Source organism: Brevundimonas sp. LPMIX5 (assembly GCF_003576505.1).
Classification (GTDB): domain Bacteria; phylum Pseudomonadota; class Alphaproteobacteria; order Caulobacterales; family Caulobacteraceae; genus Brevundimonas; species Brevundimonas naejangsanensis.
Genome location: NZ_QWTZ01000014.1, coordinates 139,795 through 166,423, shown reverse-complemented (window position 1 = coordinate 166,423; position 26,629 = coordinate 139,795). Strand labels below are relative to the sequence as shown.

Here is a 26,629-nt window from a genome sequence, read left to right as displayed (position 1 = left end):
AATTGAAGGACCCTTGTTAGCTTGGGTCTAACCAATAGCGGCCGGCAAGCAAGCTTTGTGTCGTGAATGGGGCCAATAAACGTCGTTCGTGTAACAATACGGCCACAACCCTGCCTCAGTTGGGTCGTGAACAAGGCGCCTAGAACGAAGGTCGGTGAATTATAATTTTCGAAATTGCGGGAGGCGCGCATGAACAGATTCGCGCCTGCATGACAGCAAGCGCGGGACCCCGGCTCATATTAATTCCGTACCTACGGTATGATAGGCTCGTCGCCCGAAGCGCCGGAGTTGCGTAAGCCCCGCTGCGGATTGCAACGCTTACAAATTATCCCGCAGCCAGCCGGCTGCGCGGGCCACCATTCCCCCGCGATGCACCTTGGGGGCGTCAGCGGCGGTGATCTGGCGGGACATCAGTTTGCGAGCTGAGACCGCCTCGCGCGGGCCGTAGGCGGCGCGAAGCAGGACGCCGGCGGCTGAGCAGAAGGCCGGGCCGGCGGCGGCGTCGGCCAAGTGAGGCGCGCGTTGCGGGCGGCCCAGGCGCACCGGGCGGTCGAAGACGCGCACGGCCAGTTCGCGCACGCCGTTCAACTGGCTGGCGCCGCCGGTCAGGACGAGGCCAGCGCCGGGCTCCAGGCCCATGCCGGCGTGTTTCAGGCGGTCGCGCAGCAGTTCCAGCGTCTCTTCGACGCGCGGGGCGATGACGGTTTTCAGCATGGCGCGCGGGACGATGACCGGGCCGGCCGAGGCGTCCTCGCCGCGCGGCGGGGCTTCCAGCATTTCGCGGTCTTCATTGGCCGACGCCATGGCCGAGCCGTGCAGCGTTTTCAGCCGTTCGGCGCCGACGCGCGAGGTCGAAAGGCCGCGCGCGATGTCGGCGGTCACATGGTCGCCGCCGACGTTCAGGCTTTCGATGTGCAGCAGGGAGCGTCCGCCCCAGACCGCCGCCGAGGTCGAGCCGCCGCCCATGTCGATGCACAGGGCGCCCAGCTCCATCTCATCTTCTTCCAGCGCGGCGAGGGAGGAGACGACGGGCGCAGCCGCCACGCCCTGCAGGTCGAGATGGGCCAGTTCGAGGCAGTGGCTGAGGGCGTTGAACGAGCCCTCGGACATGGAGACGACCAGCAGGTCGAGGCCCAGAGAGCCGCCGCGCATCGAGCGCGGATCGTGAACGCCGCGCGCCCCGTCCACCGACCAGGCGATGGGCAGGACGTGGATCGGACGCCGGTTCGGCAGGCGAATCTGGGCCAGGGCCATTCCGATGGCGCGCGCCAGATCGGCGTCGCTGATCGGGTGGGAGCCGAGAGAGACACGCGCCTGCACCCGGTGGCTGGCCATCTGGCCAATGGCCGTGGTGACGACGACGCCGGAGACCGGAGCGCCCGCCGCGCGCTCGGCGCGTTCGACGGCGTGGCCGATGGCCTGCGCGGTTTCGTCCATGTTGACGATGGCCCCGCCCTTGACGCCGCGCGACTGGACGTGGCCGGCCCCGGCGACCCGGATGGTGCGGTCGGCGTGGCGCACGCCGTCGGGCTTCATGATGAAGCAGGCGACCTTGGACTGGCCGAGATCGAGCGCGGCCACGACCGGCGCGCGCGGCGCGCCCCTGCCCTGTTCCGGCTTCATGTCTCGGCTGCGTCCAACCATGGGTCGTGTCCTAAGAGGTCAGAGAGTTAAACGGCGCCTTCGGAAGGGCGGACAGCCACTTCTTCGGGCGTGCGAAGGTCGATGCGGGCGAAGCCCAGGTCCAGCAGGCGTTCGCGCTGGTCGAGGGCGTCGAGGCGGATGAGGGCGGATTCCTGATCCACGGCGGGCAGCTGGATCAGGGCGCCGTCCTTGAGGCGCAGGTCCCAGCGGCGCTCGTCCACGCGGACCAGGGCGTCGATCTTGGCCATCAGGCGCGGGCGCTGGGCCAGCAGGGGCAGGACGTCGGAGGCGGCCTGATCGGCGCCCTTGCCCACCACCAGCGGCAGGCGCGGATATCTGCCCGCGTCGGCGCCGGAAATGACGAGGCCTTGCGCGTCGATGACGTGCGCCTTGCCGCCCACCTGCCAGACGGCGAGGCGGTCGTGTTCCTTGACGTCGACGATCAGGGTGTCCGGCAGCAGGCGCACAACGCGCGCTTCCTTGACCCAGCCGACCGACTGCACCCGGTCGCGCACGGCGGCCAGGTCCAGGCTGACGATGGGCTGATCCGCATGGACGCCGACAGCGGCGCGCACGGCGGCGGCGGCCTCGGGCGAGGCGCCGGTGACATGGACCTGACGCACCTTCAGACCCATGCCGGTCGTCACGGCGTCAAAGCGTTCGCTGACGGCGGTCGAGATACGCTCGGCGCGCGCGCCGGTCGCCAGCACGGCCGCCAGTATGCCGACGCCGACCACCAGGGTCGCCGCCACGACGCGCGGCGACATGTCCAGACGGCCGATCTCGGCCGCGCGGCCGGACGGAGCGCCACGTGCGCCGCCCTTGCCCGAAGACTGTCGCCGACCGCCGCGCACTACCGCGGGCATGAGGCGTCCTCCACCATCCAACGTACCAGTTCGCGATAATCCATACCGACAAAGGCCGCCTGCTCAGGGACGAGCGAGGTCGGGGTCATGCCGGGCTGGGTGTTCACCTCCAACAGAACGAGAACGTCGTTAACATCGTCATAACGGAAGTCGGCTCTGGAAACGCCTCGGCAACCCATGGCCGCGTGGGCCAGCTCGGCCTGACGTAAAGCCTTGTCAAAAACGTGCGGCGGCAGCTCGGCGGGCAGGACATGGCGAGAGCCGCCGGGCGCGTATTTGGCCTCGTAGTCGTAAAAGCCCTTGGTCGGGGTGATGTCGGTGATGGTCAGGGCGCGCGGGCCGGTCGCCTCGCCGATCACGCTGACCGCCAGTTCCTTGCCGGGGATGAAGGGCTCGACCATCACCAGATCGCCATAGGCCCAGTCGTCGGCGCCGACCTCAGCCACCGGACGGTTGGCGCCTTCACGCACCAGGAAGACGCCGACGGACGAGCCTTCGGCGTTCGGCTTGACCACATAGGGCGGGTCAATGACGTGACGCGACGCCACCTCGTGCCGGTCGAACAGGCCGCCGCCGGGCACGATGACGCCCGCCGCGTGCAGAACGGCCTTGGACTTGTCCTTGTCCATCGCCAGGGCGGAGGCAAGGACGCCGGAATGGGTATAGGGCAGCCTCAGCGTCTCGAGGATGCCCTGGACGCAGCCGTCCTCGCCCCATTTACCGTGCAGGGCGTTGAAGACGACGTCTGGTTTCAACGCCGTCAGCACCTGGGCCAGATCGCGCCCGGCGTCGACGCGCGTGACCTTGGCCGCCTGCCCTTCCAGAGCATCCGCGCAGCCGCGGCCCGAGGACAGCGAGACCTCGCGTTCCGACGACAGGCCGCCCATCAGGACGGCGACATGGAGGGTGTTCAGGGGCGCACGCATGGCAACATCCGAAGACTAGCCCGTCCCTATGCCCTGAATACGGTTAACCGGTTGGAAACGATACGGGTCGCTGGAAGGAAATTCGCAAGATTTCCACCCTCTCCCTATGGGAGAGGGCTTGAGCCTCCAAGAGCGCAGCGATTGGAAAAGGCGAAAGGGTGAGGGTTCGCGGCGACAGAAAGAAACGCGGCGGCTTACGCCGACTGACGGGACAAACCCCTCACCCTTTCGCGCAAGAACGATCGCCTTCGGCTCTCGTGCGCTCAAGCCCTCTCCCGCCGGGAGAGGGTTATTTGCGCCCGATCCGACGGATTTCCCAGTTCAACTGCACGCCCGTCTTCGCCAGCACGTCGGCGCGGACAGCTTCGCCCAGCCCTTCGATGTCGGCCGCCGTGGCCTCGCCGGGGTTGATCATGAAGTTGGAGTGCAGTTCGCTGAACTTGGCGCCGCCTCCGGTGACGGCGTGCAGCTTGCCGCGCCAGCCCGCGTCGTCGACCAGCTTCCATGAGGAATGGCCGTCCGGGTTCTTGAAGGTCGAGCCGCCGGTCTTTTCGCGGATCGGCTGGGTCTTCTCGCGACGCTCGGTGATCTCGCTGATGCGGGCGGCGACGGCCTCGGGCGCGTCGGGCGTGCCGCGATAGGTCGCCTCGATCCAGATGATGTCGGCCGGGGCGTTGGAGTGCCGGTAAGTGTAGCGGAAGTCGGCCAGGGCCAGGTCGACCCGCTCGCCCCTGCGGTTCAGGCCCCAGGCGGACACCAGCACGTCCTTCGTCTCCGCGCCGTAGCAGCCCGCGTTCATCGTCAGGGCGCCGCCGATGGAGCCGGGGATGCCCGCATAGAACTCCAGCCCAGCGATGCCCGCCTTGGCCGAGGCGCGCGCCACCATGCTGTCCAGCGCGCCCGCGCCCGCCGTGACGGTGTCGCCCTCGGTCGTCACCTGGCCCCAGGCGCGGCCCGCCAGCCGGATCACCACGCCCTCGACCCCGCCGTCGCGCACGATCAGGTTGGAGCCGACGCCAATCGCCGTCACCGGCACGTCCTCGGGCAGGGCCTTCAGGAAGGCGGCCAGATCTTCGGCGTCCGCCGGAATGAACAAGGCGTCGGCCGCGCCGCCGACACGGAACCAAGTGTAAGGCCCCAGCGGCTCGTTCAGCAGCAGCTTGCCGCGCACGGCGGGGAGGTTATCGCGCCAGGACATATTCGTTTCCGCTCATCCCGGCGGACGCCGGGACCCAGTGCTTTGGCTGCATCCAGCCGTTTTGACGTTCAACCCGATGTAGGGCGGCAAGGCTTCGTCGTGAAGCTCTCACTCGATCCCGGGCGTCCGCCGGGATGAGTGGGAGCGTGAGATTCAGCCCAGCGCCTCCAGCTGCGCCGGCAGGGCGTAGGCCCAGCTGGTGATATCGCCCGCGCCCAGCAGGACGACCAGATCGCCCGGCTTCGCCTCTTCGCGGATGACGCGCGGCAGGGCGGCGGCGTTCTCCAGCGCGGCGACGTGGCGGTGGCCGTAGCGGCGGACGCCCTCAACCAGGGCGTGCTTGTCGACACCCTCGATCGGCTGTTCGCCCGCCGGATAGACATCGGCGACCAGCACGCTGTCCGCGTCCGAGAAACAGGTCGAGAAATCCTGCATCAGATCGCGCAGGCGGGTGTAGCGATGCGGCTGGACCACGGCGATGACGCGGCCGGGATTGTCCGCGTTGTGGACCACCTGACGTGCGGCCTTCAGCACGGCGGCGATCTCAACCGGGTGGTGGCCGTAGTCGTCGATGACCCGCACGCCATGGGCCACGCCCGTGGTGGTGAAGCGGCGCTTGACCCCGCCGAAACCGGCGAGTCCTGAGCGGATGGCATCCTCGTCCACCCCGATCTCGCGCGCCACGGCGATGGCGGCCAGGGCGTTGGAGACATTGTGCCAGCCCGCCATGGGGAGATGCAGGTCCTCGATGCGCGCAGGCTCTTCCAGAGCATCCATGCCCTGACGCTGGATCACCACGTCGAAGCGCGATCCGTCCGGGTCCATCCGCACATTGTCGGCGCGGACCATGGCCTGCGGATTGAGGCCGTAGGTGACCAGACGGCGATTGTCGATCTGGGCCGCCAGCTTCTGCACCTCAGGGTGATCGAGGCAGACCACGCCGAAGCCATAGAAGGGAATGTCCTCGATGAAGTCGCAGAAGGCCTTCTTCACCGCATCGAAGTCGCCGTAGTGGTCCAGGTGCTCCGGGTCGATGTTGGTGATGATGGCGACCGTGCATTTCAGGCGCAGGAAGGAGCCGTCGCTCTCGTCCGCCTCGACCACCATCCAGTCGCCGTCGCCGACCTTGGCGTTGGTGCCATAGGCGTTGATGATGCCGCCGTTGACCACCGTCGGGTCCAGCGACCCGGCGTCCAGCAGGGCCGCCACCATGGAGGTCGTCGTCGTCTTGCCGTGGGTGCCGCCGACGCCGATCGAGAACTGCAGCCGCATCAGCTCGGCCAGCATCTCGGCCCGGCGCACCAGAGGGATGCGGCGTTCGCGCGCCACCGCCAGCTCGGGGTTGGTCGCCTTGACCGCCGTGGAATAGACCACCGCCGAAACGCCCTCGGTCACATGGGCGGCGTCGTGGCCGATGTAGATGCGGGCGCCCAGTTTCTCGAGCCGCTCGGTGTTGGCGCTGGCCTTGGCGTCCGAGCCCTGCACCTGATAGCCGATCTTCAGCATGATCTCGGCGATGCCGCTCATGCCGATGCCGCCGATGCCGACGAAGTGGACGGGCCCAAGGGCGAACGGAACGGGGCGAAGACGACGGATCATGCACGCCTCATAGCCGCACCGTCGCCGACTGCGAAGACGCCCAGGACGCCTGCGCGGCATTATATGTAAAATCGGCTAGACACGGCACCCAATTGCGCAGACCGAACGTTCGTTGCTCGCCACTGACGGCTAGGAGGAGCGACGCGGTGCCCGAAAAATCGACAAACCAGGACATCATCGGCCAAGGCGGGGAGTTGCATCAGCAGGCCTCGACGCCCCAGGCGCGGCTGACCACCAACCACGGGACGCCGATCAGCGACAACCAGAACTCGCTGAAGGCCGGGCCGCGCGGGCCGACACTGCTCGAAGACTTCATCCTGCGCGAGAAGATCCAGCATTTCGACCACGAGCGCATTCCCGAACGCATCGTCCACGCGCGCGGCTCGGCCGCGCACGGCGTGTTCGAGCTGACCGAGAGCCTCGAACAATACACCACAGCCAGGATCCTCACCGAGGTCGGCGAGAAAACCGAACTGTTCGCCCGCTTCTCGACCGTGGCGGGCGGCGCGGGTTCGATCGACACGCCACGCGACGTGCGCGGCTTTGCGGTGAAGTTCTACACCAAGGAGGGGAACTGGGACCTGGTGGGCAACAACATCCCGGTCTTCTTCATCCAGGACGCGATCAAGTTCCCCGACCTGATCCACGCCGTGAAGATGGAGGCGGACCGCGGCTATCCGCAGGCCGCGTCCGCCCACGACACCTTCTGGGACTTCGTCGGCCTGATGCCCGAGACCACCCACACGGTGATGTGGGCCATGTCGGATAGGGCCATCCCGCGCTCCTTGCGCATGATGGAAGGTTTCGGCGTCAACACCTTCCGCCTGGTCAACGCCAAGGGCGAGTCGCACTTCGTCAAATTCCACTGGCGGCCCAAGCTGGGAACGCAGGCGACCTGCTGGGACGAGGCGGTGAAGATCGCCGGGGCGGATCCCGACTTCCACCGCCGCGACCTGTTCGACGCCATCGACCAGGGCGACTTCCCCGAGTGGGACTTCGCGGTGCAGGTGCTGACACAGGCCGAAGCCGACGCCCTGCCCTTCGACATCCTGGATGCGACCAAGATCATCCCGGAGGAAATCCATCCGCTCAAGGTCATCGGGCGCATGACGTTGAACCGGAACCCCGACAACTTCTTTGCTGAAACGGAGCAGGCCGCCTTCCTGCCGACCAACATCGTGCCGGGCATCGACTTCTCGGACGACCCGCTGCTGCAGGGGCGGCTGTTCTCCTATCAGGACACCCAGCTGTCGCGGCTGGGCACGGTGAATTTCCACCAGATTCCGATCAACCAGGCCAAGGGCTGCCCCTTCCAAAACTTCCAGCGCGACGGCCATATGCAGACCCAGGTCCCGACCGGCCGCGCCAACTATGAGCCCAACAGCCTGGCTCAGGCGGGAGAGGACGGCGGCCCCCGCGCCGACGCCGAGGGCGGCTTCACCAGCTTCCGCGAGCCGGTGGAGAAAGAGAAGGTGCGGCTGCGCTCCGAGACCTTCGCCGACCACTACAGCCAGCCTCGGCTGTTCTTCGCCAGCCTGGCGGCGCCGGAACAGGCCCACCTGGCTTCGGCCATCGTGTTCGAATTGTCGAAGGTCTCGCTGGAACACGTGCGGAACCGCGTGATGGGCAATCTGCGCAACGTCGATGAAGACCTCGCCAAACGAGTCGCCGAGGGCCTGGGCATGGCTCTGCCCGAAAAGACCCCAGCGGCGGCCGAGCCGATCGACCTGGACCCGTCGCCCGCCGTGCGTCTGATCGGCAAATACCCGGACAGCCTGAAGGGGCGGAAGGTCGGCGTCCTGGTCACCGACGGCGCCGACGGCGCCGTGGTCAAGGCGGTGCAGGACGCGGCCAAGGCGGCCGGCGCAGCGGTGGAGATCATCGCGCCCAAGCGCGGAGGGGCCAAGCTGAAGGACGGCTCTACGCTGAAGGCGGATCATCAGTTGGCGGGCGCGCCCTCGGTGCTGTTCGACGCGGTGGCCCTGGTGCTGTCGGCCGACGGCTGCAAGCAGTTGCTGACCGAAGGCGCAGCCATCGACTTCGCCAAGGACGCCTTCGGCCACTTGAAGGCCATCGGTCATACGCCCGAAGCCCAACCCCTGCTCGACAAGGCCGGAGTCGAGGGGGACGCCGGCGTGATCGACCTCTCGACCGGCGCCGACGCCTTCATCAAGCCCGCAGCCACACGCCAGTGGGACCGTGAGCCCAAGGTCCGCACCCTGGCTTGACGCCATGAAATGGGGCGGCCGCCGCGCGCCGCCCCATTTCCTTCGCCTCTTCTGAATCTTGGTTACTCTGCCTTAACCGTAAGGATTCACCATAAGCGCCTCATCTGTCCGGGGCCGCTTATCCATGTCCGAGTTGAAGACCGACGTCATCCTGCGTGGCGACTGCATTGAGGTGCTGAAGGGCCTGCCGGACAAGTCGGTGGACATGGTCTTCGCCGACCCGCCCTATAATCTGCAGTTGGGCGGCGACCTGCTGCGTCCCGACAACTCCAAGGTCGACGCGGTCGACGACGACTGGGACAAGTTCGACAGCTTCGCCGCCTATGACGCCTTCACCCGCGCCTGGCTGGGCGAGTGCCGCCGCGTGCTGAAGGACGAGGGATCGCTCTGGGTCATCGGCAGCTATCACAACATCTTCCGCCTGGGCGCAGCGATGCAGGACCTGGGCTTCTGGGTGCTGAACGACATCATCTGGCGCAAGTCGAACCCGATGCCGAACTTCAAGGGCACGCGCTTCACCAACGCGCACGAGACCCTGATCTGGGCCGCCAAGTCGCGCGATCAGAAGCGCTACACCTTCAACTACGACGCGCTGAAGGCCTTCAACGAAGACACCCAGATGCGCTCAGACTGGACGCTGGCCCTTTGCACCGGCCACGAGCGGCTGAAGGACGACGACGGAAACAAGGCCCATCCGACCCAGAAGCCCGAGGCCCTGCTGCACCGCGTGCTGCTGTCGGCCAGCCGCGTCGGCGACGTGGTGCTGGACCCCTTCTTCGGCACCGGCACGACGGGGGCGGCGGCCAAGCGTCTGGGCCGCCACTTCATCGGCATCGAGCGCGATGAGACCTACGCCAGGCTGGCTGAAAAGCGCATCAAGGCGGTCATCCCCGCCGCGCCGGAAGACCTGGTCGTCACCGGCTCCAAGAAGACCGAGCCCAAGGTGCCGTTCGGCGCCCTGGTCGAGGCAGGGCTGCTGGCGCCGGGCGACAAGCTGTACTGCCCCAAGGGCGAACGCGAGGCGCGGGTGCGGGCTGACGGTTCGCTGGTGTCCGGCGCCCTGACCGGCTCGATCCACAAGTTGGGTGCCCTCCTGGAAAACGCTCCGGCGTGCAACGGCTGGACCTACTGGCGCTTCAAGACGGACACTGGCCTGCGCCCCATCGACGCCCTGCGCGCCGAGATCCGGGCCGGGATGCAGTAAGCAAGACTGGGGACTATCGTTCCAGCAACGCTGGAACCCCGGAGAACCTGGGCGGATTGAGGTTTCGGCGCCGCGTATCAACGCGGCGCAGGAGCCAGTCATGAAAATTGCTCAAGTCACGCCTTTGTATGAGGCCGTGCCGCCCCGACTTTACGGCGGCACGGAGCGGGTGGTGGCCCACCTGACCGACGCCCTTGTCGACCTTGGCCACGACGTCACCCTGTTCGCCAGCGCCGATGCCCGCACCCGCGCCCGCCTGGTCCCTGTCCGCGATCAGGCCATCCGTCTGGACCCTGCGCCGCTGAAGTCAGATCTCGCGGCGCATATGGGTCAGTTGGCCGAAGTGCTGGACCGCGCCGACAACTTCGACATCATCCACTTCCACACCGACATGATCCACTTTCCCTTCTTCGAGGGCTGGGCTGACAAGACGGTGACAACCCTGCACGGACGGCTGGACCTGAAAGACCTGGCGCCTGTCTATGAGCGTTGGTCGGAGTTCGGCCTGGTGTCCATTTCCGACGATCAACGTCGCCCCCTGCCCCATGTGAACTGGCGCGCCACCGTGCATCACGGCATGCCCGGCGACCTCTATCGATTCTCGCCCCGTTCGCAGGGCTATCTGGCCTTCCTGGGCCGCATCTCGCCGGAAAAGCGGCCGGATCGCGCCATAGAGATCGCCGCCCGGCTGAACAAACCGCTGAAGATCGCAGCCAAGGTCGACGCGGCCGACCGCGTCTATTGGGAGACGGTGATCGAGCCGCTGGTGCGAGACAATCCTCTGGTCGAGTTCGTCGGCGAGATCGGCGATGCGGACAAATCGGCCTTCCTCGGCGGCGCCGAGGCGCTGCTGTTCCCCATCGACTGGCCCGAGCCCTTCGGCCTAGTGATGATCGAGGCCATGGCCTGCGGCACGCCGGTCGTGGCCTTCGCCTGTGGTTCAACGCCTGAAATCATCGAGGACGGCGTCACCGGCTTTCTGGTCTCGACAATGGAGGAGGCGGTCGCCGCAACCGCCAAGGCGTTTCAACTGAACCGCGAAGAAATCCGCAGCCGTTTCGACCTGCGCTTCTCGGCTACGGCGATGGCGCGTCGCTATCTGGACGTCTACGGCGGGATTCTGGCGCGACGACCCTTTGCTGCGCCTATGCGGGTTCTGGAGGAAGAGAAGACCTTCGCCGCCCTGGCCTGACGAGCCTCGCCGTTTTCATCTGAACTGAATTGCGACCCCGACCGTTCGCTTCGAACCAGGCGGGGGAGCTGAACCGCAAGCGGAGACGCTTATGGACGACGCCTATTCGGTCCAGGCCACGGCCGCCGACACCAATGATCAGGACGGGCTTGAGACCCTGATGGCCCTGAAGGACGGCGACGCCTTCCTGGTCGCCGATCACTGGGGGGATGTAAAGGCGGGCGCCGACGGCCTGTTCGAGCGGGACACGCGGCTGCTGTCGCGCTTCGTCCTGACGGTCGGACGGACGCGGCCGTCGCGGCTCAGTTCAGGCGTGACCAAGGACAATGTCTTCTTCACCTGCCACTCGACCAACCGGCCCCTGCCGCCGATGGGCGGGCGCTCGGCCCCGGCGGGGGTGCTGCATCTGGAGCGGCGGCGCTTCATATGGGACCGGAGGCTGTTCGAACGGGTGCGGATGGTCAACCACGGCGTCGAGGACATCCTGCTGCCGCTGACGTTCGAGTTCGACGCCGACTTCGTCGACATCTTTCAGGTGCGCGGCACGCCGAGAAGCAAGCGCGGCGAAATCCATCCGCCGGTGATCGACGGCCGGCGCGTCACCTTCAGCTATACGGGGCTGGACGGGGTGAAACGCACCAGCTGCCTGGCCTTTTCCGAGCCGCCCGCCCGCCTCAGCGCCAATCGGGCCGAGTTCATGTTCAGCCTGCCGCGCGGGCGCAGCCTGGACCTGTTCATCGAATGCGGTCTGGACGCCTGCGACCAGCCGGACGAGACGCGCTGGCGCTGGCACGGCATTCTGGCGCGACTGGCCATGCGGCGGCGGCTGCGCAGGGGCGCGATCGTCGAGGGCGGACGCAACCAGGGCTTCAACGACTGGCTGCGGCAGTCGCGCGCCGATATCGCCCTTCTGGTCACCGACCTGCCGACCGGCCCCTATCCTTACGCCGGGACGCCGTGGTTCTCGACCCCGTTCGGCCGCGACGGCATCATCACCGCCTGGCAGATGCTGTGGATCGACCCCGGCCTGGCCAAGGGGGTGCTGACCTATCTGGCTTCGCGTCAGGCGACCGAGACCAACGCCTTCATGGACTCCGCCCCCGGCAAGATCATGCACGAGACGCGCGGCGGCGAGATGAGCGTGCTGGGAGAGGTTCCCTTCGGCCTCTACTACGGCGGGGTGGACACCACCTGCCTGTTCATCGCCCTGGCCGGCGCCTACGCCAGACGCACCAACGACTATGAGACGATCCGCGTCCTGTGGCCCAATCTGATCGCGGCGGCGGGCTGGATGAACGACTACGGCGACAGCAACGGCGACGGGTTGATCGACTACGCCCGCGCGGCCGACACCGGCCTGTCGAACCAGGGCTGGAAGGATTCCGAAGATTCCATCTTCCACGCCGACGGCCGCTTTCCCAAGGGGCCGATCGCCCTTCTGGAAGTCCAAGGCTACGCTTTCGCCGCCTGGAAGGCTCTGGCCGAAATGGGCGCCGTCCTCGGCGACGGCCGCGCCGACGAATGGGCGAACCGGGCCGAGGCGCTGCGCGCCCTGGTCGAGGAGCGCTACTGGATGGAGGACGAGGGCTTCTACGCCATCGCCCTGGACGGCGACGGCGAGCAGTGCCGGGCCATAGGCTCCAACGCCGGGCACCTGCTGTTCACGGGCCTGCCCTCGCACGAGCGGGCGCGGCGGGTGACGCGGCGGATGCTGACGGCCGAGTTCCGCTCAGGCTGGGGCCTGCGGACCCTGGCCAAGGGGCAGGCCCGCTTCAACCCGATGAGCTATCACAACGGCTCAGTCTGGCCGCACGACACAGCGCTGGCTGCGGCCGGCATGGCGCGTTACGGCGAGCGGCATGCGGTGGCCATGCTGCTGGGCGAGATCTACGGCTCGGCCGCCCATTTCCAGATGCGCCTGCCCGAACTGTTCTGCGGCTTCGTGCGCGAAACGGGCGAGCCGCCCATCGCCTATCCGGTCGCCTGCCTGCCGCAGGCCTGGGCGGCCGGGTCGGTCTTTCTGATGATGCAGTCGGTGCTGGGCCTGAGCATCGACGCCGCCGAGGGGCTGGTCGAGGTCAACAATCCCGCCCTGCCCGCCGGGCTGGACCGACTGTCGATCACGCGGCTGAAGGTCGGCGACGGGGTGATCGACCTGCACTTCCAACGCCTGAACGGCCATGTGGTGGTCATGCCGCGCGAACGCAGCGGGACGGTGAATCTGAGGGCGACGGGCTAGGCGGCGCCCAGAGCCCGCTCCAGCGCCTTCCTGAACACGGTCGGCAGGGCTTTGGCCGCCTCGTCCGCCGGGGTCCATGAGAAATCGCCCTCGCCCGTCGCCACATGCACCTCCAGCGTCAGGCTGAAGTGAGTGAAGACGTGCTCGACCGATCCGGCCGCGCGCCAGTCGCCTGCGGTCGGAGGGGCGAAATCCGGCGCCGCGCTCCAGTCCGAGGTCGGCAGGCCCGCCATGCCGCCCAGCAGCCCCCTGTCCGGCCGCCGCACCAGGGCGACTCGGCCCGCGCCATCCGTCAACACATAGGCGTAACCGCGCCGATGCGGCCGCTCGGCCTTCTTCGTCTTCAGGGGATAGCGTTCAGGCGTCCCCGTCTTGAGCGCCTCGCAGCCGAAGGCGAGCGGACACTGATCGCACAGCGGCGACCGGGGCCGACATACGCCCGAGCCCAGATCCATCAGCGCCTGCGCCCAGTCGCCCGGCCGGTGCTCGTCCACGAACAGGGCCGCCAGCCGCCGCAGTTCGGGCCGCGCGGCGGGCAAAGGGGTCTCGACTGCGAACAGGCGGCTCATCACCCGCTCGACATTGCCGTCGACGACATTGGCGGGCTGGTCGAAGGCGATGGCGGCCACGGCCGCGGCGGTGTAGGCGCCGACTCCCGGCAGGGCCAGAAACTCAGCCTCGGTCTGCGGAAAGACGCCGCCGTATTCGGCCGCCACGGCGCGGGCGCAGGCCAGAAGGTTTCGCGCCCGGGCGTAGTAGCCCAGCCCCGCCCAGGCGGCCATCAACTCCGCGTCTTCGACCGCAGCCAGGTCGGCCACCGTCGGCCAGCGCGTCGTGAACCGCTCGAAATAGGGCGCGGCGTGCGGCACCGTCGTCTGCTGCAGCATCACCTCGGACAGCCAGACGCGATAGGGATCGGTCTTCGTCTTAGCCCCCGGCGGCGCGCGCCACGGCAGGCTGCGCGCATGGGCGTCGTACCAATCAAGCAGGGCGGCGCGGAGAGAGGGGACGTCGGTCATCGGTCACGCTATATAGGACGAATGCGTCGTCCCCTGCCCACCGAAAGCGAAGCGCGCGAAATCCTGGCTCGACGCCGGACGCGCCCGCCGTTGCGCCCGCCGCCCCCTGCGGGCCGGTCGCTGGCGCCGCTGATCAAGAAGCTGGACGCCCAGTTCGGGCGCGGCGCCTCGGCGCTGGAGCCGCGCTGGGTCGAGATCGTCGGCGAACGTCTGGCCCGCGTCACTCGCCCGCAGAAGCTGACCAAGGGACGCGGCAATGCGGGCGGAACGCTGGAGTTGCGCGTCGCAGGCCCCGCCGCCCTGCTGGTCCAGCACCAGTCGGCTGATATCATCCAGCGGGTGAACCTGTTTCTGGGCGCAGGTTCGGTCGAGAAACTGCGCATCGCCCAAGGGCCGGTGAAGCCCCTGCCTGCCGAGGGCGCCAGGCCCCGCCCGCGCGGCCGCGCTGTCCTGCCGCCCCTGCCCGCCGCGATGGAAGCGGAGCTGAACGCCTCGGTCGAGGCGGCTCCCGACGGGCTGAAGGCGGCGCTGGGCAAGCTGGGGCGCGCCGTGCTGTCGCAGCCCCCGCGCAAAGAGTGACGTTGACAAACCTTCGCCACCGGCGTTCTCGACATTCAGACGTTTTCGCTCGCGCGCGAGAATCGCGCGACGGTTCCGCATCTCATTTCTGACAAGGACCTCCAATGGCCCCGACCTTCAAATACGCCGCCATGAGCCGCCGCGCCGCCCTGTCCGCCGCCGCCCTGGCCTCGATGGCCGTGCTGGCCGGTTGTTCGGGCGGCGGCGCCGGGGGCGAAGTCGCGGGCGACATGGCCCAGGGCGCGCCCGAAGGCGCCAAGGTCACCGTCGTGGAATACGCCTCGATCACCTGCGGCCACTGCGCCGTCTGGAATGAGGAGGTCTATCCCGAGTTCAAGACCAAATACATCGACACCAAGAAGGTCCGCTACGTCTTCCGCGAATTCCCGACGCCGCCGCAGGACATCGCCGTCGCGGGCTTCCTGATCGCCCGCTGCGCCGGTCCGGACAAGTATTTCGACGTCGTTCACGACATCATGGCCAGCCAGAAGGAATGGCTGGCGGGCGTGGCGCCGCGCACCACCCTGTTCCGCGCCGGTCAGGCGGCGGGCCTCAGCGAGCAGCAGATCAACGACTGCATCCGCGACAAGGCCGCCATCGATGCGATGGAGAAGCGCATTCAGGCCGGCATCAGCGCCGGCGTGACCGGCACGCCCTACTTCACGGTCAACGGCGTGAACGTGGCCGACAGCTCCCTGTCCGGCCTGTCCGAGGCCATCGACGCGGCGCTGGCGAAGTAAACGTCCAAACGGAGGGGGGCGGACATGATGAAGCGTTCAACGATCGTCGGCATGGCGGTCATGGCCCTGATCCTGTCCGCCTGCGGCCAGGGCGGCGGCGGCAAGGCGGCGGCCGAAGGCGACATGGCGATCGGCGCCGCCGAAGGGGCCAAGGTCACGGTGGTCGAGTACGCCTCGACCACCTGCGCCGGTTGCGCCGCCTGGAACGAACAGGTCTGGCCTGATTTCAAGGCCAAATACGTCGATACTCAAAAAGTCCGCTTCGTCTTCCGCGAATATCCGACACACCCTCAGGACGTGGCCGTCGCGGGCTTCCTGATCGCCCGCTGCGCCGGTGAGGACAAATATTTCGAGGTGATCGACCACCTCATGCGATCACAGGCCGATATGCACAGCGGCGCCGCCCCGCGCGACCTCCTGCTGCGCACGGCGCAAGCCGCCGGTCTCAGCGAGGCTGAGTTCAAGACCTGCACCTCTGACAAGGCCGCCATCGCCGCCCTTGAGCAGCGGATCAGACAGGCGTCAGCGGCCGGCGTGACCGGCACGCCGACCTTCATGGTCAACGGCCAGATCGTGAATGACAAATCACTGTCGGGCCTGTCAGCCCACATCGATCCCCTGCTATAAACCGCTCATGACCCGTCACATCCTGCCTCTCATTTCGGCCTTGGCGATTGCCGGCCTGAGCGCCGCTCCGGCCGCCGCACTGGACCTGGTCCGCAAGTCCGCCGCATCCTCGTCCTCCGCGCAGGCGGCGGTTCCGGCCGTGACGACGGCCGACCGGGTGATGGGCCGCGCCGACGCCCCGGTGACGGTGATCGAGTACGCCTCCTTCACCTGCAACCACTGCGCCGACTGGACCAATGAGGTGCTGCCCCAGTTCAAGGCCCGCTATATCGACACCGGCAAGGCAAGGCTGGTGTTCCGCGACATGCCCACGGCCCCGGCCCAGATCGCCTCGACGGCGGCGGGCATCGGGCGGTGCGCCGCACCGGACCGCTTTTTCGACGTGGCCCGCGCCTTCATGAGCGGTCAGGCCGCCGCCTTCGAAAAAGGCGACGCCCGCGAATGGTTCATGAACGCCATCGCCGCCAGCGGCCGCACGCAGGAACAGATCGAGACCTGTCTGAAGGCCCCCGCCACCAGCCAGGCCCTGCAGGCCGAGGTAGAGGGCGCCGTGGCCGCAGGCGTTACGGGCACCCCCTCCTTCTTCGTCAACGGCAAGCGGGTCGAAGACCATTCGCTGGAGGCCCTGTCAGCGGCCATCGACCCGTTGATCCGGGCGCGCTGACGCCGACGCGATGCAGTTCCAGCGCCTCCGGCTCGTCGGCTTCAAATCCTTCGTCGACCCGGCCGAGGTGCAGATCGAGGCCGGGCTGACCGGCATCGTCGGGCCGAACGGCTGCGGCAAGTCGAACGTGCTGGAAAGCCTGCGCTGGGTCATGGGCGCCAACTCGGCCAAAGCCATGCGCGGCCAGGGCATGGAGGACGTGATCTTCGCCGGCGCCGCAGGCCGCCCGCCGCGCAACCACGCCGAAGTCCAGCTGACCATCGACAATGCCAGCAAGCGCGCGCCCCAACCCTTTACCGACAGCCCCATGCTGGAGGTCTCGCGCCGGATCGAGCGCGGTCGCGGCTCGACCTATCGCATCAACGGCAAGGAGGTGCGGGCGCGCGACGTGCAGCTGCTGTTCGCCGACGCCTCGACCGGCGCCAACAGCCCGGCCCTGGTGCGTCAGGGCCAGATCAGCGAACTGATCGCCGCCAAGCCGCAGAACCGCCGCCGCATCCTCGAAGAAGCCGGGGGCGTGGCGGGCCTGCACACGCGGCGTCACGAGGCCGAACTGCGGCTACGGGCCGCCGAGACCAACCTCGACCGGCTGGACGACATCGGCAAGGAGCTGGAGTCGACGCTGAACCGGCTGAAGCGCGAGGCGCGTCAGGCAGAGAAGTACAAGAAGATCTCGGCCGAGATCCGCGCGCTTCAGGCGGCCCTGCTCTACGTCCGCTGGACGGATGCGAAAACGGCGGCCGAAACGGCGGCGGCCGAACTGCGCGAGGCTGACCGGCTGGCAGCCGAAACGACCACGGCGGCGGCGGCGGCCCAGACGGCGGCCCTGAACGCCCAAGAGGGCCTGAAGCCCGCGCGCGAGGAAGACGCGGTCGCCACCGCCCTGCTGAACCGCGCCATCATAGAGCGCGACCGGCTGGACATGGCCGAACAGGCCGCGCGAGCCGAGGTCGACCGCCTGAAGGCCGAGGTCGCCCGCATCGAGGCCGACCGCGTACGCGAGGACGGCATGGCCGCCGACGCCGGGCGCGAGCTGGAACGGCTGGACCGCGAGCTGGAGAAGCTGAAGGCCGAGATCGCCGCCGCCCCCGAACGCGGCCCGGAACTGGAACGCGCCCTGCTGGAGGCCGAAGACGCGCGCAAGGCCGCCGACGCCGAGGTCGAGCGGCTGGCCGGGACGCTGGCCGCCGTCGAGGCCCGCGCCAACGCCGAAAGCGCCAGAAAGCGCGACGCCGAGGCCCGGCTGGCGCGGGTGAAGGGCCAGCACGAACAGGCTAGGCGCGAACGCGAGGCCCTCGGCCCGCTGGAGACGCCCGAGATCGAAACGGCCAAGGCAGCGCTGGAGACGGCGCAGGCCGACCTCGCCGCCGCGCGCGAAGCCGTCGAGGCCGCCGAGGCGAAACGCAGCGACATCGCTCGCGCCGAGCAGGAAGCGCGCACCGCCGCCCGCGCCGCCGAGGACCGGCTAGGCCGTCTGCAGACCGAGGCGCGCGGGCTGGCGCAACTGCTGGTCACGGGCAAGCGCGAGCATCCCCCAGCGCTGGATCAGGTGTCGGCGGCCAAGGGGTATGAGGCCGCGCTGGCGGCGGCGCTGGGCGATGATCTGGACGCCGCGCTGGACGCCCGCGCCCCGGCGCACTGGGCAGGCGCAGACGCGACGCCGCCGGACTGGCCGCAAGGCGTCGAGCCCCTGTCCGCCCATGTGACGGCGCCGGATCAACTGGCGGCGCGTCTGGCCTTCTGCGGCGTTGCCCCGCGCGAGCGCATCGCCGAACTGGCCCGCGCCCTGCCGCGCGGGGCGCGCCTGACCACGGTCGAGGGCGACCTCTATCGCTGGGACGGCTTCGTCAGCCGGGCCGAGGCGCCCCGCCCCGCCGCCGTGCGTCTGGCCCAGCGCACCCGCCTGTCGGAACTGGAAGCCGAGATCGACCTCGGCAAGCCCGCGCTGGAGACGGCGCAAGGGTCGCTGAAGGCAGCGGGCGAAGCCTTCCGCGCCGCCGAGGAGGAGGTGAAGGCCGCGCGCCTGCGCCCCTTCACGTTGGACAAACAGGTGGTCTCGGCGCGTGACCGGCTGGAATCCCTGATGCGCGATCAGGCCCGCAAGGAGGCCCGCGCCCAGTCGCTGGACGAGACGGTCGCCCGGCTGAACGGCGAGGTGCAAGAGGCCGAGGCCGCCTTCGCCGAAGCCAGTTCGGTGGAGTCGTCCTCCGACGTCGTCGTCGGCCTGCGTCAGGAACTGACCGAGGCGCGCGGCGGGGCCGAACGCGCCCGGCTGGCGGCGCAGGCCGCCCGCTCGACCCGCGATGAGGAAGCCCGCGACCGCGCCATGCGCGAACAGCGGCTGGGCAGCCTGACCCGCGCCCGCGAGGGCTGGGTCACGCGATCCAGCGACAGCGCCTCCCGCCTCAAGACGCTGGAGCGCGACGCCGAGAAGGCGCAGGCCGCCCTGACGAAGGCCGAGGCCGCCCCCGCCGGTTTCGCGGATCAGCGCAACGCCCTGATGGACTCTCTGGCCGAGGCCGAGAAGCGCAAGCAGGCGGCGACCGACGCCGTGGCTGTCGCCGAGGCGGGCGCTCAGGAGGCCGACCGCGCCGCCCGCGCGGCCGAAACGGCCGCGTCTCAGGCCCGCGAAAGCCGGGCGGGCCTTTCCGCTCGCGCCGAGGCGGCAGCCGAAAAGCTGGCCGAGAGCGCGGCCAACATCCGCGAGACGGCGCAGATGTCGCCCGAGGAACTGGGCCGCAAACTGACCGACGACGCCATCGCCCGCCCGCCCGACGCGGCGGGGGCCGAGAGCCTGCTTTACGGCCTTGAGCGCGAGCGCGAGGCGCTGGGCGCCGTCAACCTGCGCGCCGAGGAAGAGGCGGCCGAATACGGCGACCGGCTCAGCGCCATGAAGACCGAGCGCATCGACCTGACGCAGGCGATCGCGAAACTCAGAGACGGCATCGACGAACTGAACGCCGAAGGACGCGAGCGGCTGATCGCCGCCTTCGACGTCATCAACACCAACTTCAAGACCCTGTTCGAGGCCCTGTTCGGCGGCGGCCAGGCCGAGCTGAAGCTGGTCGAGAGCGACGACCCGCTGGAGGCGGGGCTGGAAATCTACGCCTGCCCGCCCGGCAAGCGGCTGTCGGTCATGAGCCTGATGAGCGGCGGCGAGCAGGCGCTGACGGCGGCGGCGCTGATCTTCGGCGTCTTCCTGGCCAATCCGGCGCCGGTCTGCGTGCTGGACGAGGTGGACGCGCCGCTGGACGACGCCAACGTCGACCGCTTCTGCCGGATGCTGCACGAGATGCGCAGCCGCACCGACACCCGCTTCATCGTCATCACCCACAACCCGGTGACCATGAGCCGGATGGACCGCCTGTACGGCGTCACCATGCCCGAACGCGGCATGAGCCAGTTGGTCAGCGTCGACCTGCAACAGGCCGAGGAGATCGTCACGGCGTGATCTGAGGCGGGCCTCTCCTCCCCATTTCATGGGGAGGAAAAGCTCAGCGCTTTCGGCGCCGCATGGCTGCGCGCACGTCGGCCAGGGCGGGTCCGATCAGGAACCACGGCTCGATGCAGTAGCGCGCAAACAGCCGCTTCGGATCGGCGAACAGGCGGAACAGCCATTCGACGCCCAGCCGCCCCATCCAGCGCGGCGCAGCCCTCTGCACCCCGGCCTCATAGTCGAAGGCGGCGCCCACCGGCAGGATCGGAACCGCTGGCAGGGAGGCCAGATTGTCCGCGATCCACAGCTCCTGACGCGGCATCCCCATGCCGACGAACAGTACGTGCGGGGCGAAATCCCTGATCGCCGCCAGAACCGCCGTATTGCCCAGAGATCCCGGAGTGGCGTCGAAATAGCCGCTGAGCCCCTTCACCGTCGCGCGCGGGTAGCGGGCCGTCAGGCGACCTGCCGCCTCTTCGGCCACGCCGTCGGCGCCGCCGACATAGAGGACGCGCCAGCCCTTGCGGTCGGCCAGGCTCCAGAAATGATCGCGCCAGTCCAGATAGGTGCAGCGGTGCTGCGGCCGCGCGGGATGGCCCAGCAAACGCGCGAAATGGATCAGCGGCGTCGAGTCCAGCTCGATCAGATCGGCCGCCTCGTACAGGCGCCGCATCCCCGGCGTACGCCGGATCAGGTAGAGGCTGTGCAGATTGTGGTTGGCGACGACGCTCTGCACGCCCGCGTCCACGCTGCGCTCCAGATGCAGCAGCACCTCTTCGGGGCGGACCAGATCGACCGGCTCGCCCAGCAGGATGATCCGCTCGTCCGGACGCCGCGTCCGGCGAAACGGCGCCCGCTGCCGACGGCGGCGGTCAGGCGGGGGACCGGAGGGGTCAAAACCATGCGGCGCGTGATACATGACGGCTGTCTAGCCTGGCCGTTTCAACATCGGGTATGCGGACAGGGTTAATCCAAACCGAACACCGGCGCACCTCGGAGCAAGCATGCTGACCATCCCCACGCCGCCGCCCGCCGTCGAAGCCGCGCCGCCGCCGCTGTTGGCCTTTACCAGCAGCAACCGGTTCGCCGTCTTCGCTGATCTGGCGTCGATCAGGCCGGAGCCCGACGAGGGTGCCTCTGTCGTGCGGATGCGGTCGCTGCAGATCAGCCGCGAGGACATGCTGATCGGCGGCGTGGCCTATGTCGGCGGCTGGTCGTGGTGGCGGTTCGACTGCGCCGCCTGGACGGCCGACCGGCTGGATTTCGCGTCGCTGCGCGCGGACGGGACCGAAGGCCCTGTCACGCCCGAGAAGGCGCCGCCGGCCCCGATCACGCCGGGTCAGGATGCTGCGGCGCTGGCCGCTGCGGCGTGCGGAAAGGCTGTTCCGGCGGTGGAAGCGACATCGACAGCGGCGGCGGTGTGGATCGGCCGCGCGCGGCTGGCGCCCTAAGACCGCCCCCTGATCGTCATGGCGCTTCCGGCTTCAGGCGCAGGGCGCCGCGCTCCTCGCGATCCAGATCGACGCGGTCGCGCGGCAGGGCCTCGCGGCATTCGTCGCGCATGAAGGCCAGCATCTTCTCACGCACCTCGGCGCGCAGATCGAAGGCGACCGACGCGTTGCGCGCACTGGTCAGGCAGCGGATCTGGGCCGTGCGTTCGGTGATGTCCGTCACCTGAAGGGCCACGACGTCGCCGTCCCAATGCGGCGAGGCGTGGGCGATCTGCTCCAGCTTGACGCGCAGCCGCTCGATCGGCGCCTCATAGTCGACGTAGAGGAAGACCACGCCGATGAGGCGCGAATCCTCGCGCGTCCAGTTCTGGAACGGCTTCTGGATGAAATAGGTCAGCGGCAGCACCATGCGCCGCCAGTCCCAAAGCTTGACCACCACATAGGTCGAGGTGATCTCCTCGACCCGGCCCCACTCGCCCTCGACGATCACGGCGTCGTCCAGCCGGATCGGCTGGGAGGTGGCGATCTGGATGCCCGCGATCAGATTGGTCAGGAAGGGCTGCAGCGCCAGACCGGCGACGATGCCGACCACCCCGGCCGAGGCCAGCAGCGACAGCCCCCACTGCTTGACCCCCGGAATGGTCAGCAACGCCAGCCCCAGCGTCACCAGGCCGATCAATATGGCGGCGACCCGTTGCAGGATGCGCGTCTGGGTGACGTGCTTGCGGGCGTAGAGGTTGTCCTCCGCCTCCATGTTGAACTTCTTCAGGTGGACGATGGCGCCCATGTCCACCGCCCCGGCCAGCATCCAGCCGGACACCAGGATGAAGCAGAACAGCAGGGTCCGGCGTATGAACAGCGACGGCTCGGGCGCCAGGGGCGACACCGTGACGGCCAGCGCCAGGGCGATGATCATCACCGCCAGCCGCACCTTCAGCCGGGCGCGCTTCAGCATCCCCTTCCAGAAGGCGTCGCGGTTGCGCACCGCCAGCCTCAGCAGGGCGAAGACAACCTGATTGGCGGCCCAGCCGATGAAGACGAAGGCGACCGTGATGATCGAAATCACCGCCCACTTCGGCAGCCAGTGAAACTGACGCCAGAGGGCGAAGACGGTGTTGGTCAGGTCGATGACGAACTGGGGCATGGAGGAAGGTTAGACGCGCGAAACAGCTACGTCACCCGCTTCCCTCTCCCGCCGGGAGAGGGTTCAGGCCGCCGCCTGCTCCACCAGATCGGCCAGCCGCTGCGCGGCGTCGGGAATAGCCACCGAACGAGCCGCAGCCGACATGGCCGCCAACGCCAAAGGATCGGGCAGAATGGCGGTCAGGGCGGTCGTCAGCGCCTCAACGGTCAGGTCGTCCTCGGCGATCACCTTCGCCGCGCCCGCCTCGGCCAACGCGCGCGCATTCAGCGTCTGATGGTCGTCCATCGCGATTTTCAGCGGGATCAGCACCGACGGCAGGGCCGCCACCGCCAGCTCCGAACAGGTCGAAGCGCCCGCCCGCCCGATCACCAGATGCGCCTTGGACAACCGGTCGGCCATGTCGCGGAAGAAGGGGGCGACCTCGGCCTCGATCCCGGCGTCGAGGTAGATCTGGCGCGCGGCCTCCAGCGTCTCGGGCCGCGACTGCTGCTGCACCTTCAGCCGGTTGCGGATGGCCTCGGGCAGGGCCGCCAGCGCGCGCGGCGTGGTCTCGGACAGGATGCGGGCGCCCTGACTGCCGCCCGTCACCAGCACATGGATCGGGCCGCCCTCGACCGGCGCGGCGTAGGCCCGGTCGAACAGGGCGCGGATGTCCGGCCGCACCGGGTTGCCGACAAGGCGCGCGCGGGCGCCGACCCTGGCCGGGGCGCGCCACAGCGTCGGAAAGGCCGCCGCCACCGTGCCGACGGTCGAGGCCAGCATCCGGTTGGTGCGGCCCAGGACGGCGTTCTGTTCATGGATCACCGTCGGCCGCCGCGTCGCCACCGCCGCGACCAGGGCGGGCGCCGAGGGATAGCCGCCGAACCCGACCACCACATCCGCCCCCAGTTGGTCGAAGGCGGCCTTGGCCTGCCCCACGCCTTTCAGGATAGCGACGCCCGCCTTCAGCAGGCCGATCGGCCCGCGCCCCGTCGCCGCGTCCAGCGCCAGACGCTCTTCAGCCGGAAAGGCGTGGGCGTACTGCTCGCCGCGCTTGTCGGTGGCCAGCACCACGCGCCAGCCGCGCGCCGCCATCTCGCGAGCCAGCGCCTCTGCAGGGAACATATGGCCGCCGGTGCCCCCGGCGGCGACGACGCAGACCTTGGTCATGAGCGATACTCTCTTTACGGCAGCAGGCGACGGCGCGGGGCCACGTTCGACCCCAGTTCATAGGCGCCCGGACGACGCCGGGTCAGGGCCAGCGCAAACCCCATCGTCAGCCCCATGGCCATCATGGACGACCCGCCATAGCTGATGAAGGGCAGCGTCATCCCCTTGGTCGGGATCAGGTTCAGGTTCACCGCCACATTGATGCAGGCCTGAAGCCCGATCAGCATGAACAGCCCCGCCGCCGCCGTCTGTTCGAAGGAGTCGTTCAGCTTCATCGCCTTGCGCATCCCGCGAATGACGATGAAGGCGTATAGGCCGATCATGATCAGCGACAGCACCAGGCCGAACTCCTCAGCCCCCACCGAATAGATGAAGTCGGTGTGCAGGTCAGGAACGTGGCGCTTCATCACCCCTTCGCCAATGCCGCGCCCGACCAGGCCGCCGGCGCGGATCGCCTCGGAGGCGCGGTCGATCTGGTGGGTGTCGGTCGTCTCGGGCGACAGGAAGCGGCTCAGGCGGTCACGCATGTGGCTGAACATGAAATACAGCGACACCACCCCGCCGGCGCCAACCGCCGCCAGCGCCGCCACCCACTTCAGCGGCACCCCGGCCATGAAGAAGACGGCCATGAAGGTGGTGGTGACCAGCAGGGTCTGGCCGATGTCCGGCTGGATCAGCAGCAGGCCCACCGTCAACGCCCACATGCCGAAGGCGATGCTGACGCCCGGCACGCCCTCGCCCTTCTGAGCCTCGGCGAACATCCAGGCGGCGAAGACGATCAGGCCGGGCTTGGCGAACTCGGACGGCTGAAGGCTGAACGGCCCCAGATTGATCCAGCGCGCCGCCCCCTTCACCGTATCGCCGATGAACGGCAGGGCCGCCATGACCACGATGGCGCAGAACAGGGCCAGCACCGCGATCCGCCGCACGCCGCGCGGCGACAGCAGCGACGCGCCCAGCATCACGCACAGCCCCATGGTCGAAAAGACCATCATCCGCCACGAGTAATGGAAGGGATCGCGGATCGATTCATCAGCCAGAATGGCCGCCGGGCTTGAGGCGAAACTCAGCGCCACCCCCAGCGCCATCAGCGTCAGCGCGGCGCCCAGCAGGCCGCGATCGACCGTCCAGAACCAGCGCGCCACCATGCTCTGGTCGTTGCGCGAGAAGGGGTGGCTGTAGCTGTTATGGGTCATGCGGCAGACTCCGGCCTGGCGCCCAGGCTCAGGACGGCGGCGCGGAACGCCTCGCCCCGGACCTCGAAATCAGGAAACTGGTCGAAGCTGGCGCAGGCGGGCGACAGCAGGACGACCTGCTCGCCTCCAGCCGCAGCGGCGTCGGCGGCGGCCAGCTCGACGGCCCGCTCCATCGTATGGGCGACGACGTGTGGGGTATCGCCCAACGTCCCGGCGAAGGCGTCCGCCGCCTCTCCGATCAGATAGGCCTTGGCCACGCGCGGGAAGAGGTCGCGCAAGGCGTCGATGCCGCCCTCCTTGGCCCTCCCGCCCGCAATCCAGAAAACGGCAGGGTAGGAGGCCAGCGCCTGACGCGCGGCGTCCGCGTTGGTGGCCTTGGAGTCGTTGATGAAACGCACGTCGCCGAGGCGGCCCACGGCCTCCATCCGGTGCGACAGGCCGGGGAAGGTCAGCAGGCCCTCGACCGCCGCCTCATGCGACACGCCCAGCGCCCGCGCTGCGGCATAGGCGAAGGCGGCGTTCTGGGCGTTATGGCGGCCGGGCAGCGAGCGGGCGGCGGAGAGGTCGGCCAGCACTTCGCTACCAGCCATCAACACGCCCGCCGCCGCCGAATACCCTTCTCCCCTCGGGGGAGAAGGTGGGCCGCGAAGCGGCTCGGATGAGGGGGATGCCAGATACGACGGCGCCTCTTCGGCATGAGATGCGACAGGGGATACGTCCCCCTCATCCGTCTTGCTCTGCAAGCCACCTTCTCCCCCGAGGGGAGAAGGAAGGGACACGACCGTCTCTACGCGCCGCCCCTGCGCCCGCAGGTCGGCTGCGACCGCACGGCCCCACTCTTCGTCCACGCCGACCAGCGCCAGCGCCTCGCCATCCTGCGCCTGGAAGATCCGGCGCTTGGCGGCGACGTAGCCTTCCATACCGCCGTGGCGGTCCAGGTGGTCCGGCGACACATTGGTCAGGATCGCCACGTCCGGCGCGAAACGGGTCGTCAGGTCCAGTTGATAGGACGACACCTCGATCACATAGACCGCATCCGCCGTCGGCTCGGGCAGAGCCAGAACCCCGATGCCGATATTGCCGCCGATGTGGACGCTAAGGCCCGCCTGCTTCAGCACCCAGCCGATCAGGGCGGTGGTGGTCGACTTGCCGTTGGTGCCGGTGATGGCGACCACGCGCGGCCGTTCCCCTTGCGGCAGGGCGGCCAGCGCCCGCGCGAACAGCTCCACATCTCCTATGACCGGCACGCCCGCCTCATGGGCGCGCTCAACGGTCCAGTGCGGCTTGGGGTGGGTCAGCGGCGCGCCGGGCGACAGCACCAGGGCAGCGAACCCGGACCAGTCGGCGCGCGTCAGATCCTCTACGAGGAAGCCCTCGGCCTCGGCCTGCATCCGGCCTGAGACGCCGTCGTCCCACAGCACGGGGATCGCGCCCCCGGCCTGAAGCGCGCGCGCCGCCGTGATCCCCGACCGCCCCAGGCCGAAGACCGCAACGCGACGCCCCTCGAAGCCGGGAACGGGGATCATCG

Annotated in this window: 21 protein-coding genes; 10 read left to right on the top strand and 11 right to left on the bottom strand. The window is 68.7% G+C overall.

All coding sequences use genetic code 11. The features are described 5' to 3' along the window. Positions 1-318: 318 nt before the first annotated feature. The 5 genes from ftsA to murC form a co-directional block, all read right to left on the bottom strand. Positions 319-1,644: a cell division protein FtsA gene (gene ftsA, locus D1604_RS13085; protein ID WP_024354772.1), complete on the bottom strand. Its 1,326-nt coding sequence runs from the start codon at positions 1,642-1,644 to the stop codon at positions 319-321. Between the two features lie 26 nt (positions 1,645-1,670). Continuing rightward, positions 1,671-2,510, bottom strand: coding sequence for a cell division protein FtsQ/DivIB (locus D1604_RS13080; protein ID WP_024354773.1), 840 nt, complete (start codon positions 2,508-2,510; stop codon positions 1,671-1,673). Next, positions 2,498-3,436, bottom strand: a complete 939-nt coding sequence (locus D1604_RS13075) for a D-alanine--D-alanine ligase (protein WP_024354774.1) — start codon at positions 3,434-3,436, stop codon at positions 2,498-2,500. Before D1604_RS13075 ends, D1604_RS13080 begins: the two co-directional genes overlap by 13 nt. Before the next feature lie 289 nt (positions 3,437-3,725). After that, a complete protein-coding gene (murB, locus tag D1604_RS13070) occupies positions 3,726-4,634 on the bottom strand; it encodes a UDP-N-acetylmuramate dehydrogenase (RefSeq protein WP_119413652.1) in 909 nt (302 codons plus the stop codon). Between the two features lie 153 nt (positions 4,635-4,787). Further along, positions 4,788-6,233: a UDP-N-acetylmuramate--L-alanine ligase gene (murC, locus tag D1604_RS13065; protein WP_119413651.1), complete on the bottom strand. Its 1,446-nt coding sequence runs from the start codon at positions 6,231-6,233 to the stop codon at positions 4,788-4,790. A 146-nt stretch (positions 6,234-6,379) separates the two neighbouring features. Here murC and D1604_RS13060 point away from each other — a divergent pair, with 146 nt between their 5' ends. From D1604_RS13060 to D1604_RS13045, 4 genes are all read left to right on the top strand, one after another. Beyond that, entirely contained in the window at positions 6,380-8,461 is a 2,082-nt protein-coding gene (locus tag D1604_RS13060) for a catalase (RefSeq protein WP_119413650.1), read from the top strand. Between the two features lie 124 nt (positions 8,462-8,585). Further along, positions 8,586-9,665: a site-specific DNA-methyltransferase gene (locus D1604_RS13055; RefSeq protein ID WP_119413649.1), complete on the top strand. Its 1,080-nt coding sequence runs from the start codon at positions 8,586-8,588 to the stop codon at positions 9,663-9,665. A gap of 100 nt (positions 9,666-9,765) precedes the next feature. Next, positions 9,766-10,857 carry a glycosyltransferase family 4 protein gene (locus tag D1604_RS13050; RefSeq protein ID WP_024354779.1) on the top strand — a complete coding sequence of 364 codons (1,092 nt, stop codon included), beginning with the start codon at positions 9,766-9,768 and terminating at the stop codon, positions 10,855-10,857. Positions 10,858-10,948: 91 nt separating this feature from the next. Continuing rightward, positions 10,949-13,096 (top strand): amylo-alpha-1,6-glucosidase, encoded by a 2,148-nt coding sequence (locus tag D1604_RS13045; protein ID WP_119413648.1) that lies wholly within the window; start codon positions 10,949-10,951, stop codon positions 13,094-13,096. Here D1604_RS13045 and mutY read toward each other — a convergent pair. After that, the gene (gene mutY / locus D1604_RS13040) at positions 13,093-14,115 is read right to left on the bottom strand and encodes an A/G-specific adenine glycosylase (RefSeq protein ID WP_119413647.1); all 1,023 of its coding nucleotides are present in this window, start codon (positions 14,113-14,115) and stop codon (positions 13,093-13,095) included. The two genes, D1604_RS13045 and mutY, sit on opposite strands and share 4 nt — an antisense overlap. Positions 14,116-14,136: 21 nt before the next feature. Between mutY and D1604_RS13035 the strand changes: the two genes are divergently transcribed. The 5 genes from D1604_RS13035 to smc all read left to right on the top strand — a co-directional run bounded on the left by D1604_RS13035 (position 14,137) and on the right by smc (position 20,176). Then, positions 14,137-14,694 carry a DUF721 domain-containing protein gene (locus D1604_RS13035; RefSeq protein ID WP_119413646.1) on the top strand — a complete coding sequence of 186 codons (558 nt, stop codon included), beginning with the start codon at positions 14,137-14,139 and terminating at the stop codon, positions 14,692-14,694. A gap of 104 nt (positions 14,695-14,798) precedes the next feature. Continuing rightward, positions 14,799-15,434, top strand: coding sequence for a thioredoxin domain-containing protein (locus D1604_RS13030; protein WP_024354783.1), 636 nt, complete (start codon positions 14,799-14,801; stop codon positions 15,432-15,434). Positions 15,435-15,458: 24 nt separating this feature from the next. After that, positions 15,459-16,061, top strand: coding sequence for a thioredoxin domain-containing protein (locus D1604_RS13025; protein WP_119413645.1), 603 nt, complete (start codon positions 15,459-15,461; stop codon positions 16,059-16,061). Positions 16,062-16,068: 7 nt separating this feature from the next. Beyond that, positions 16,069-16,725 carry a DsbA family protein gene (locus D1604_RS13020; protein WP_119413644.1) on the top strand — a complete coding sequence of 219 codons (657 nt, stop codon included), beginning with the start codon at positions 16,069-16,071 and terminating at the stop codon, positions 16,723-16,725. Between the two features lie 10 nt (positions 16,726-16,735). Next, a complete protein-coding gene (gene smc / locus D1604_RS13015) occupies positions 16,736-20,176 on the top strand; it encodes a chromosome segregation protein SMC (protein WP_119413643.1) in 3,441 nt (1,146 codons plus the stop codon). 43 nt (positions 20,177-20,219) lie between these two features. Here smc and D1604_RS13010 read toward each other — a convergent pair whose 3' ends face one another. After that, a complete protein-coding gene (locus tag D1604_RS13010) occupies positions 20,220-21,080 on the bottom strand; it encodes a WecB/TagA/CpsF family glycosyltransferase (RefSeq protein WP_119413642.1) in 861 nt (286 codons plus the stop codon). A gap of 85 nt (positions 21,081-21,165) precedes the next feature. On the opposite strand from D1604_RS13010, the gene D1604_RS13005 reads away from it, so the two are divergent. Then, a complete protein-coding gene (locus tag D1604_RS13005) occupies positions 21,166-21,612 on the top strand; it encodes a hypothetical protein (RefSeq protein WP_119413641.1) in 447 nt (148 codons plus the stop codon). Positions 21,613-21,628: 16 nt separating this feature from the next. On the opposite strand, the gene D1604_RS13000 is transcribed toward D1604_RS13005, so the two are convergent. The 4 genes from D1604_RS13000 to D1604_RS12985 form a co-directional block, all read right to left on the bottom strand. Continuing rightward, positions 21,629-22,756 carry a mechanosensitive ion channel family protein gene (locus tag D1604_RS13000; RefSeq protein ID WP_119413640.1) on the bottom strand — a complete coding sequence of 376 codons (1,128 nt, stop codon included), beginning with the start codon at positions 22,754-22,756 and terminating at the stop codon, positions 21,629-21,631. A 63-nt stretch (positions 22,757-22,819) separates the two neighbouring features. Further along, positions 22,820-23,905: an undecaprenyldiphospho-muramoylpentapeptide beta-N-acetylglucosaminyltransferase gene (gene murG / locus D1604_RS12995; protein ID WP_119413639.1), complete on the bottom strand. Its 1,086-nt coding sequence runs from the start codon at positions 23,903-23,905 to the stop codon at positions 22,820-22,822. A 14-nt stretch (positions 23,906-23,919) separates the two neighbouring features. After that, positions 23,920-25,101 carry a putative lipid II flippase FtsW gene (gene ftsW / locus D1604_RS12990; RefSeq protein ID WP_024354789.1) on the bottom strand — a complete coding sequence of 394 codons (1,182 nt, stop codon included), beginning with the start codon at positions 25,099-25,101 and terminating at the stop codon, positions 23,920-23,922. Then, positions 25,098-26,627 carry a Mur ligase family protein gene (locus D1604_RS12985; RefSeq protein WP_119413638.1) on the bottom strand — a complete coding sequence of 510 codons (1,530 nt, stop codon included), beginning with the start codon at positions 26,625-26,627 and terminating at the stop codon, positions 25,098-25,100. Before D1604_RS12985 ends, ftsW begins: the two co-directional genes overlap by 4 nt. Positions 26,628-26,629 lie beyond the last annotated feature (2 nt).

Excerpts from the sequence above, each read along its gene's own strand:
- D1604_RS13075 (WP_024354774.1), bottom strand. The coding sequence starts at position 3,436 with ATGCGTGCGCCCCTGAACACCCTCCATGTCGCCGTCCTGATGGGCGGC.
- D1604_RS13045 (WP_119413648.1), top strand. The coding sequence starts at position 10,949 with ATGGACGACGCCTATTCGGTCCAGGCCACGGCCGCCGACACCAATGAT.
- D1604_RS13050 (WP_024354779.1), top strand. The coding sequence starts at position 9,766 with ATGAAAATTGCTCAAGTCACGCCTTTGTATGAGGCCGTGCCGCCCCGA.
- murC (WP_119413651.1), bottom strand. The coding sequence starts at position 6,233 with ATGATCCGTCGTCTTCGCCCCGTTCCGTTCGCCCTTGGGCCCGTCCAC.
- murB (WP_119413652.1), bottom strand. The coding sequence starts at position 4,634 with ATGTCCTGGCGCGATAACCTCCCCGCCGTGCGCGGCAAGCTGCTGCTG.
- D1604_RS13055 (WP_119413649.1), top strand. The coding sequence starts at position 8,586 with ATGTCCGAGTTGAAGACCGACGTCATCCTGCGTGGCGACTGCATTGAG.
- D1604_RS13035 (WP_119413646.1), top strand. The coding sequence starts at position 14,137 with ATGCGTCGTCCCCTGCCCACCGAAAGCGAAGCGCGCGAAATCCTGGCT.
- D1604_RS13000 (WP_119413640.1), bottom strand. The coding sequence starts at position 22,756 with ATGCCCCAGTTCGTCATCGACCTGACCAACACCGTCTTCGCCCTCTGG.
- ftsA (WP_024354772.1), bottom strand. The coding sequence starts at position 1,644 with ATGGTTGGACGCAGCCGAGACATGAAGCCGGAACAGGGCAGGGGCGCG.
- D1604_RS13080 (WP_024354773.1), bottom strand. The coding sequence starts at position 2,510 with ATGCCCGCGGTAGTGCGCGGCGGTCGGCGACAGTCTTCGGGCAAGGGC.
- D1604_RS13005 (WP_119413641.1), top strand. The coding sequence starts at position 21,166 with ATGCTGACCATCCCCACGCCGCCGCCCGCCGTCGAAGCCGCGCCGCCG.
- D1604_RS13020 (WP_119413644.1), top strand. The coding sequence starts at position 16,069 with ATGACCCGTCACATCCTGCCTCTCATTTCGGCCTTGGCGATTGCCGGC.
- smc (WP_119413643.1), top strand. The coding sequence starts at position 16,736 with ATGCAGTTCCAGCGCCTCCGGCTCGTCGGCTTCAAATCCTTCGTCGAC.
- D1604_RS13025 (WP_119413645.1), top strand. The coding sequence starts at position 15,459 with ATGATGAAGCGTTCAACGATCGTCGGCATGGCGGTCATGGCCCTGATC.
- D1604_RS13010 (WP_119413642.1), bottom strand. The coding sequence starts at position 21,080 with ATGTATCACGCGCCGCATGGTTTTGACCCCTCCGGTCCCCCGCCTGAC.
- D1604_RS12985 (WP_119413638.1), bottom strand. The coding sequence starts at position 26,627 with ATGATCCCCGTTCCCGGCTTCGAGGGGCGTCGCGTTGCGGTCTTCGGC.
- ftsW (WP_024354789.1), bottom strand. The coding sequence starts at position 25,101 with ATGACCCATAACAGCTACAGCCACCCCTTCTCGCGCAACGACCAGAGC.
- D1604_RS13030 (WP_024354783.1), top strand. The coding sequence starts at position 14,799 with ATGGCCCCGACCTTCAAATACGCCGCCATGAGCCGCCGCGCCGCCCTG.
- mutY (WP_119413647.1), bottom strand. The coding sequence starts at position 14,115 with ATGACCGACGTCCCCTCTCTCCGCGCCGCCCTGCTTGATTGGTACGAC.
- murG (WP_119413639.1), bottom strand. The coding sequence starts at position 23,905 with ATGACCAAGGTCTGCGTCGTCGCCGCCGGGGGCACCGGCGGCCATATG.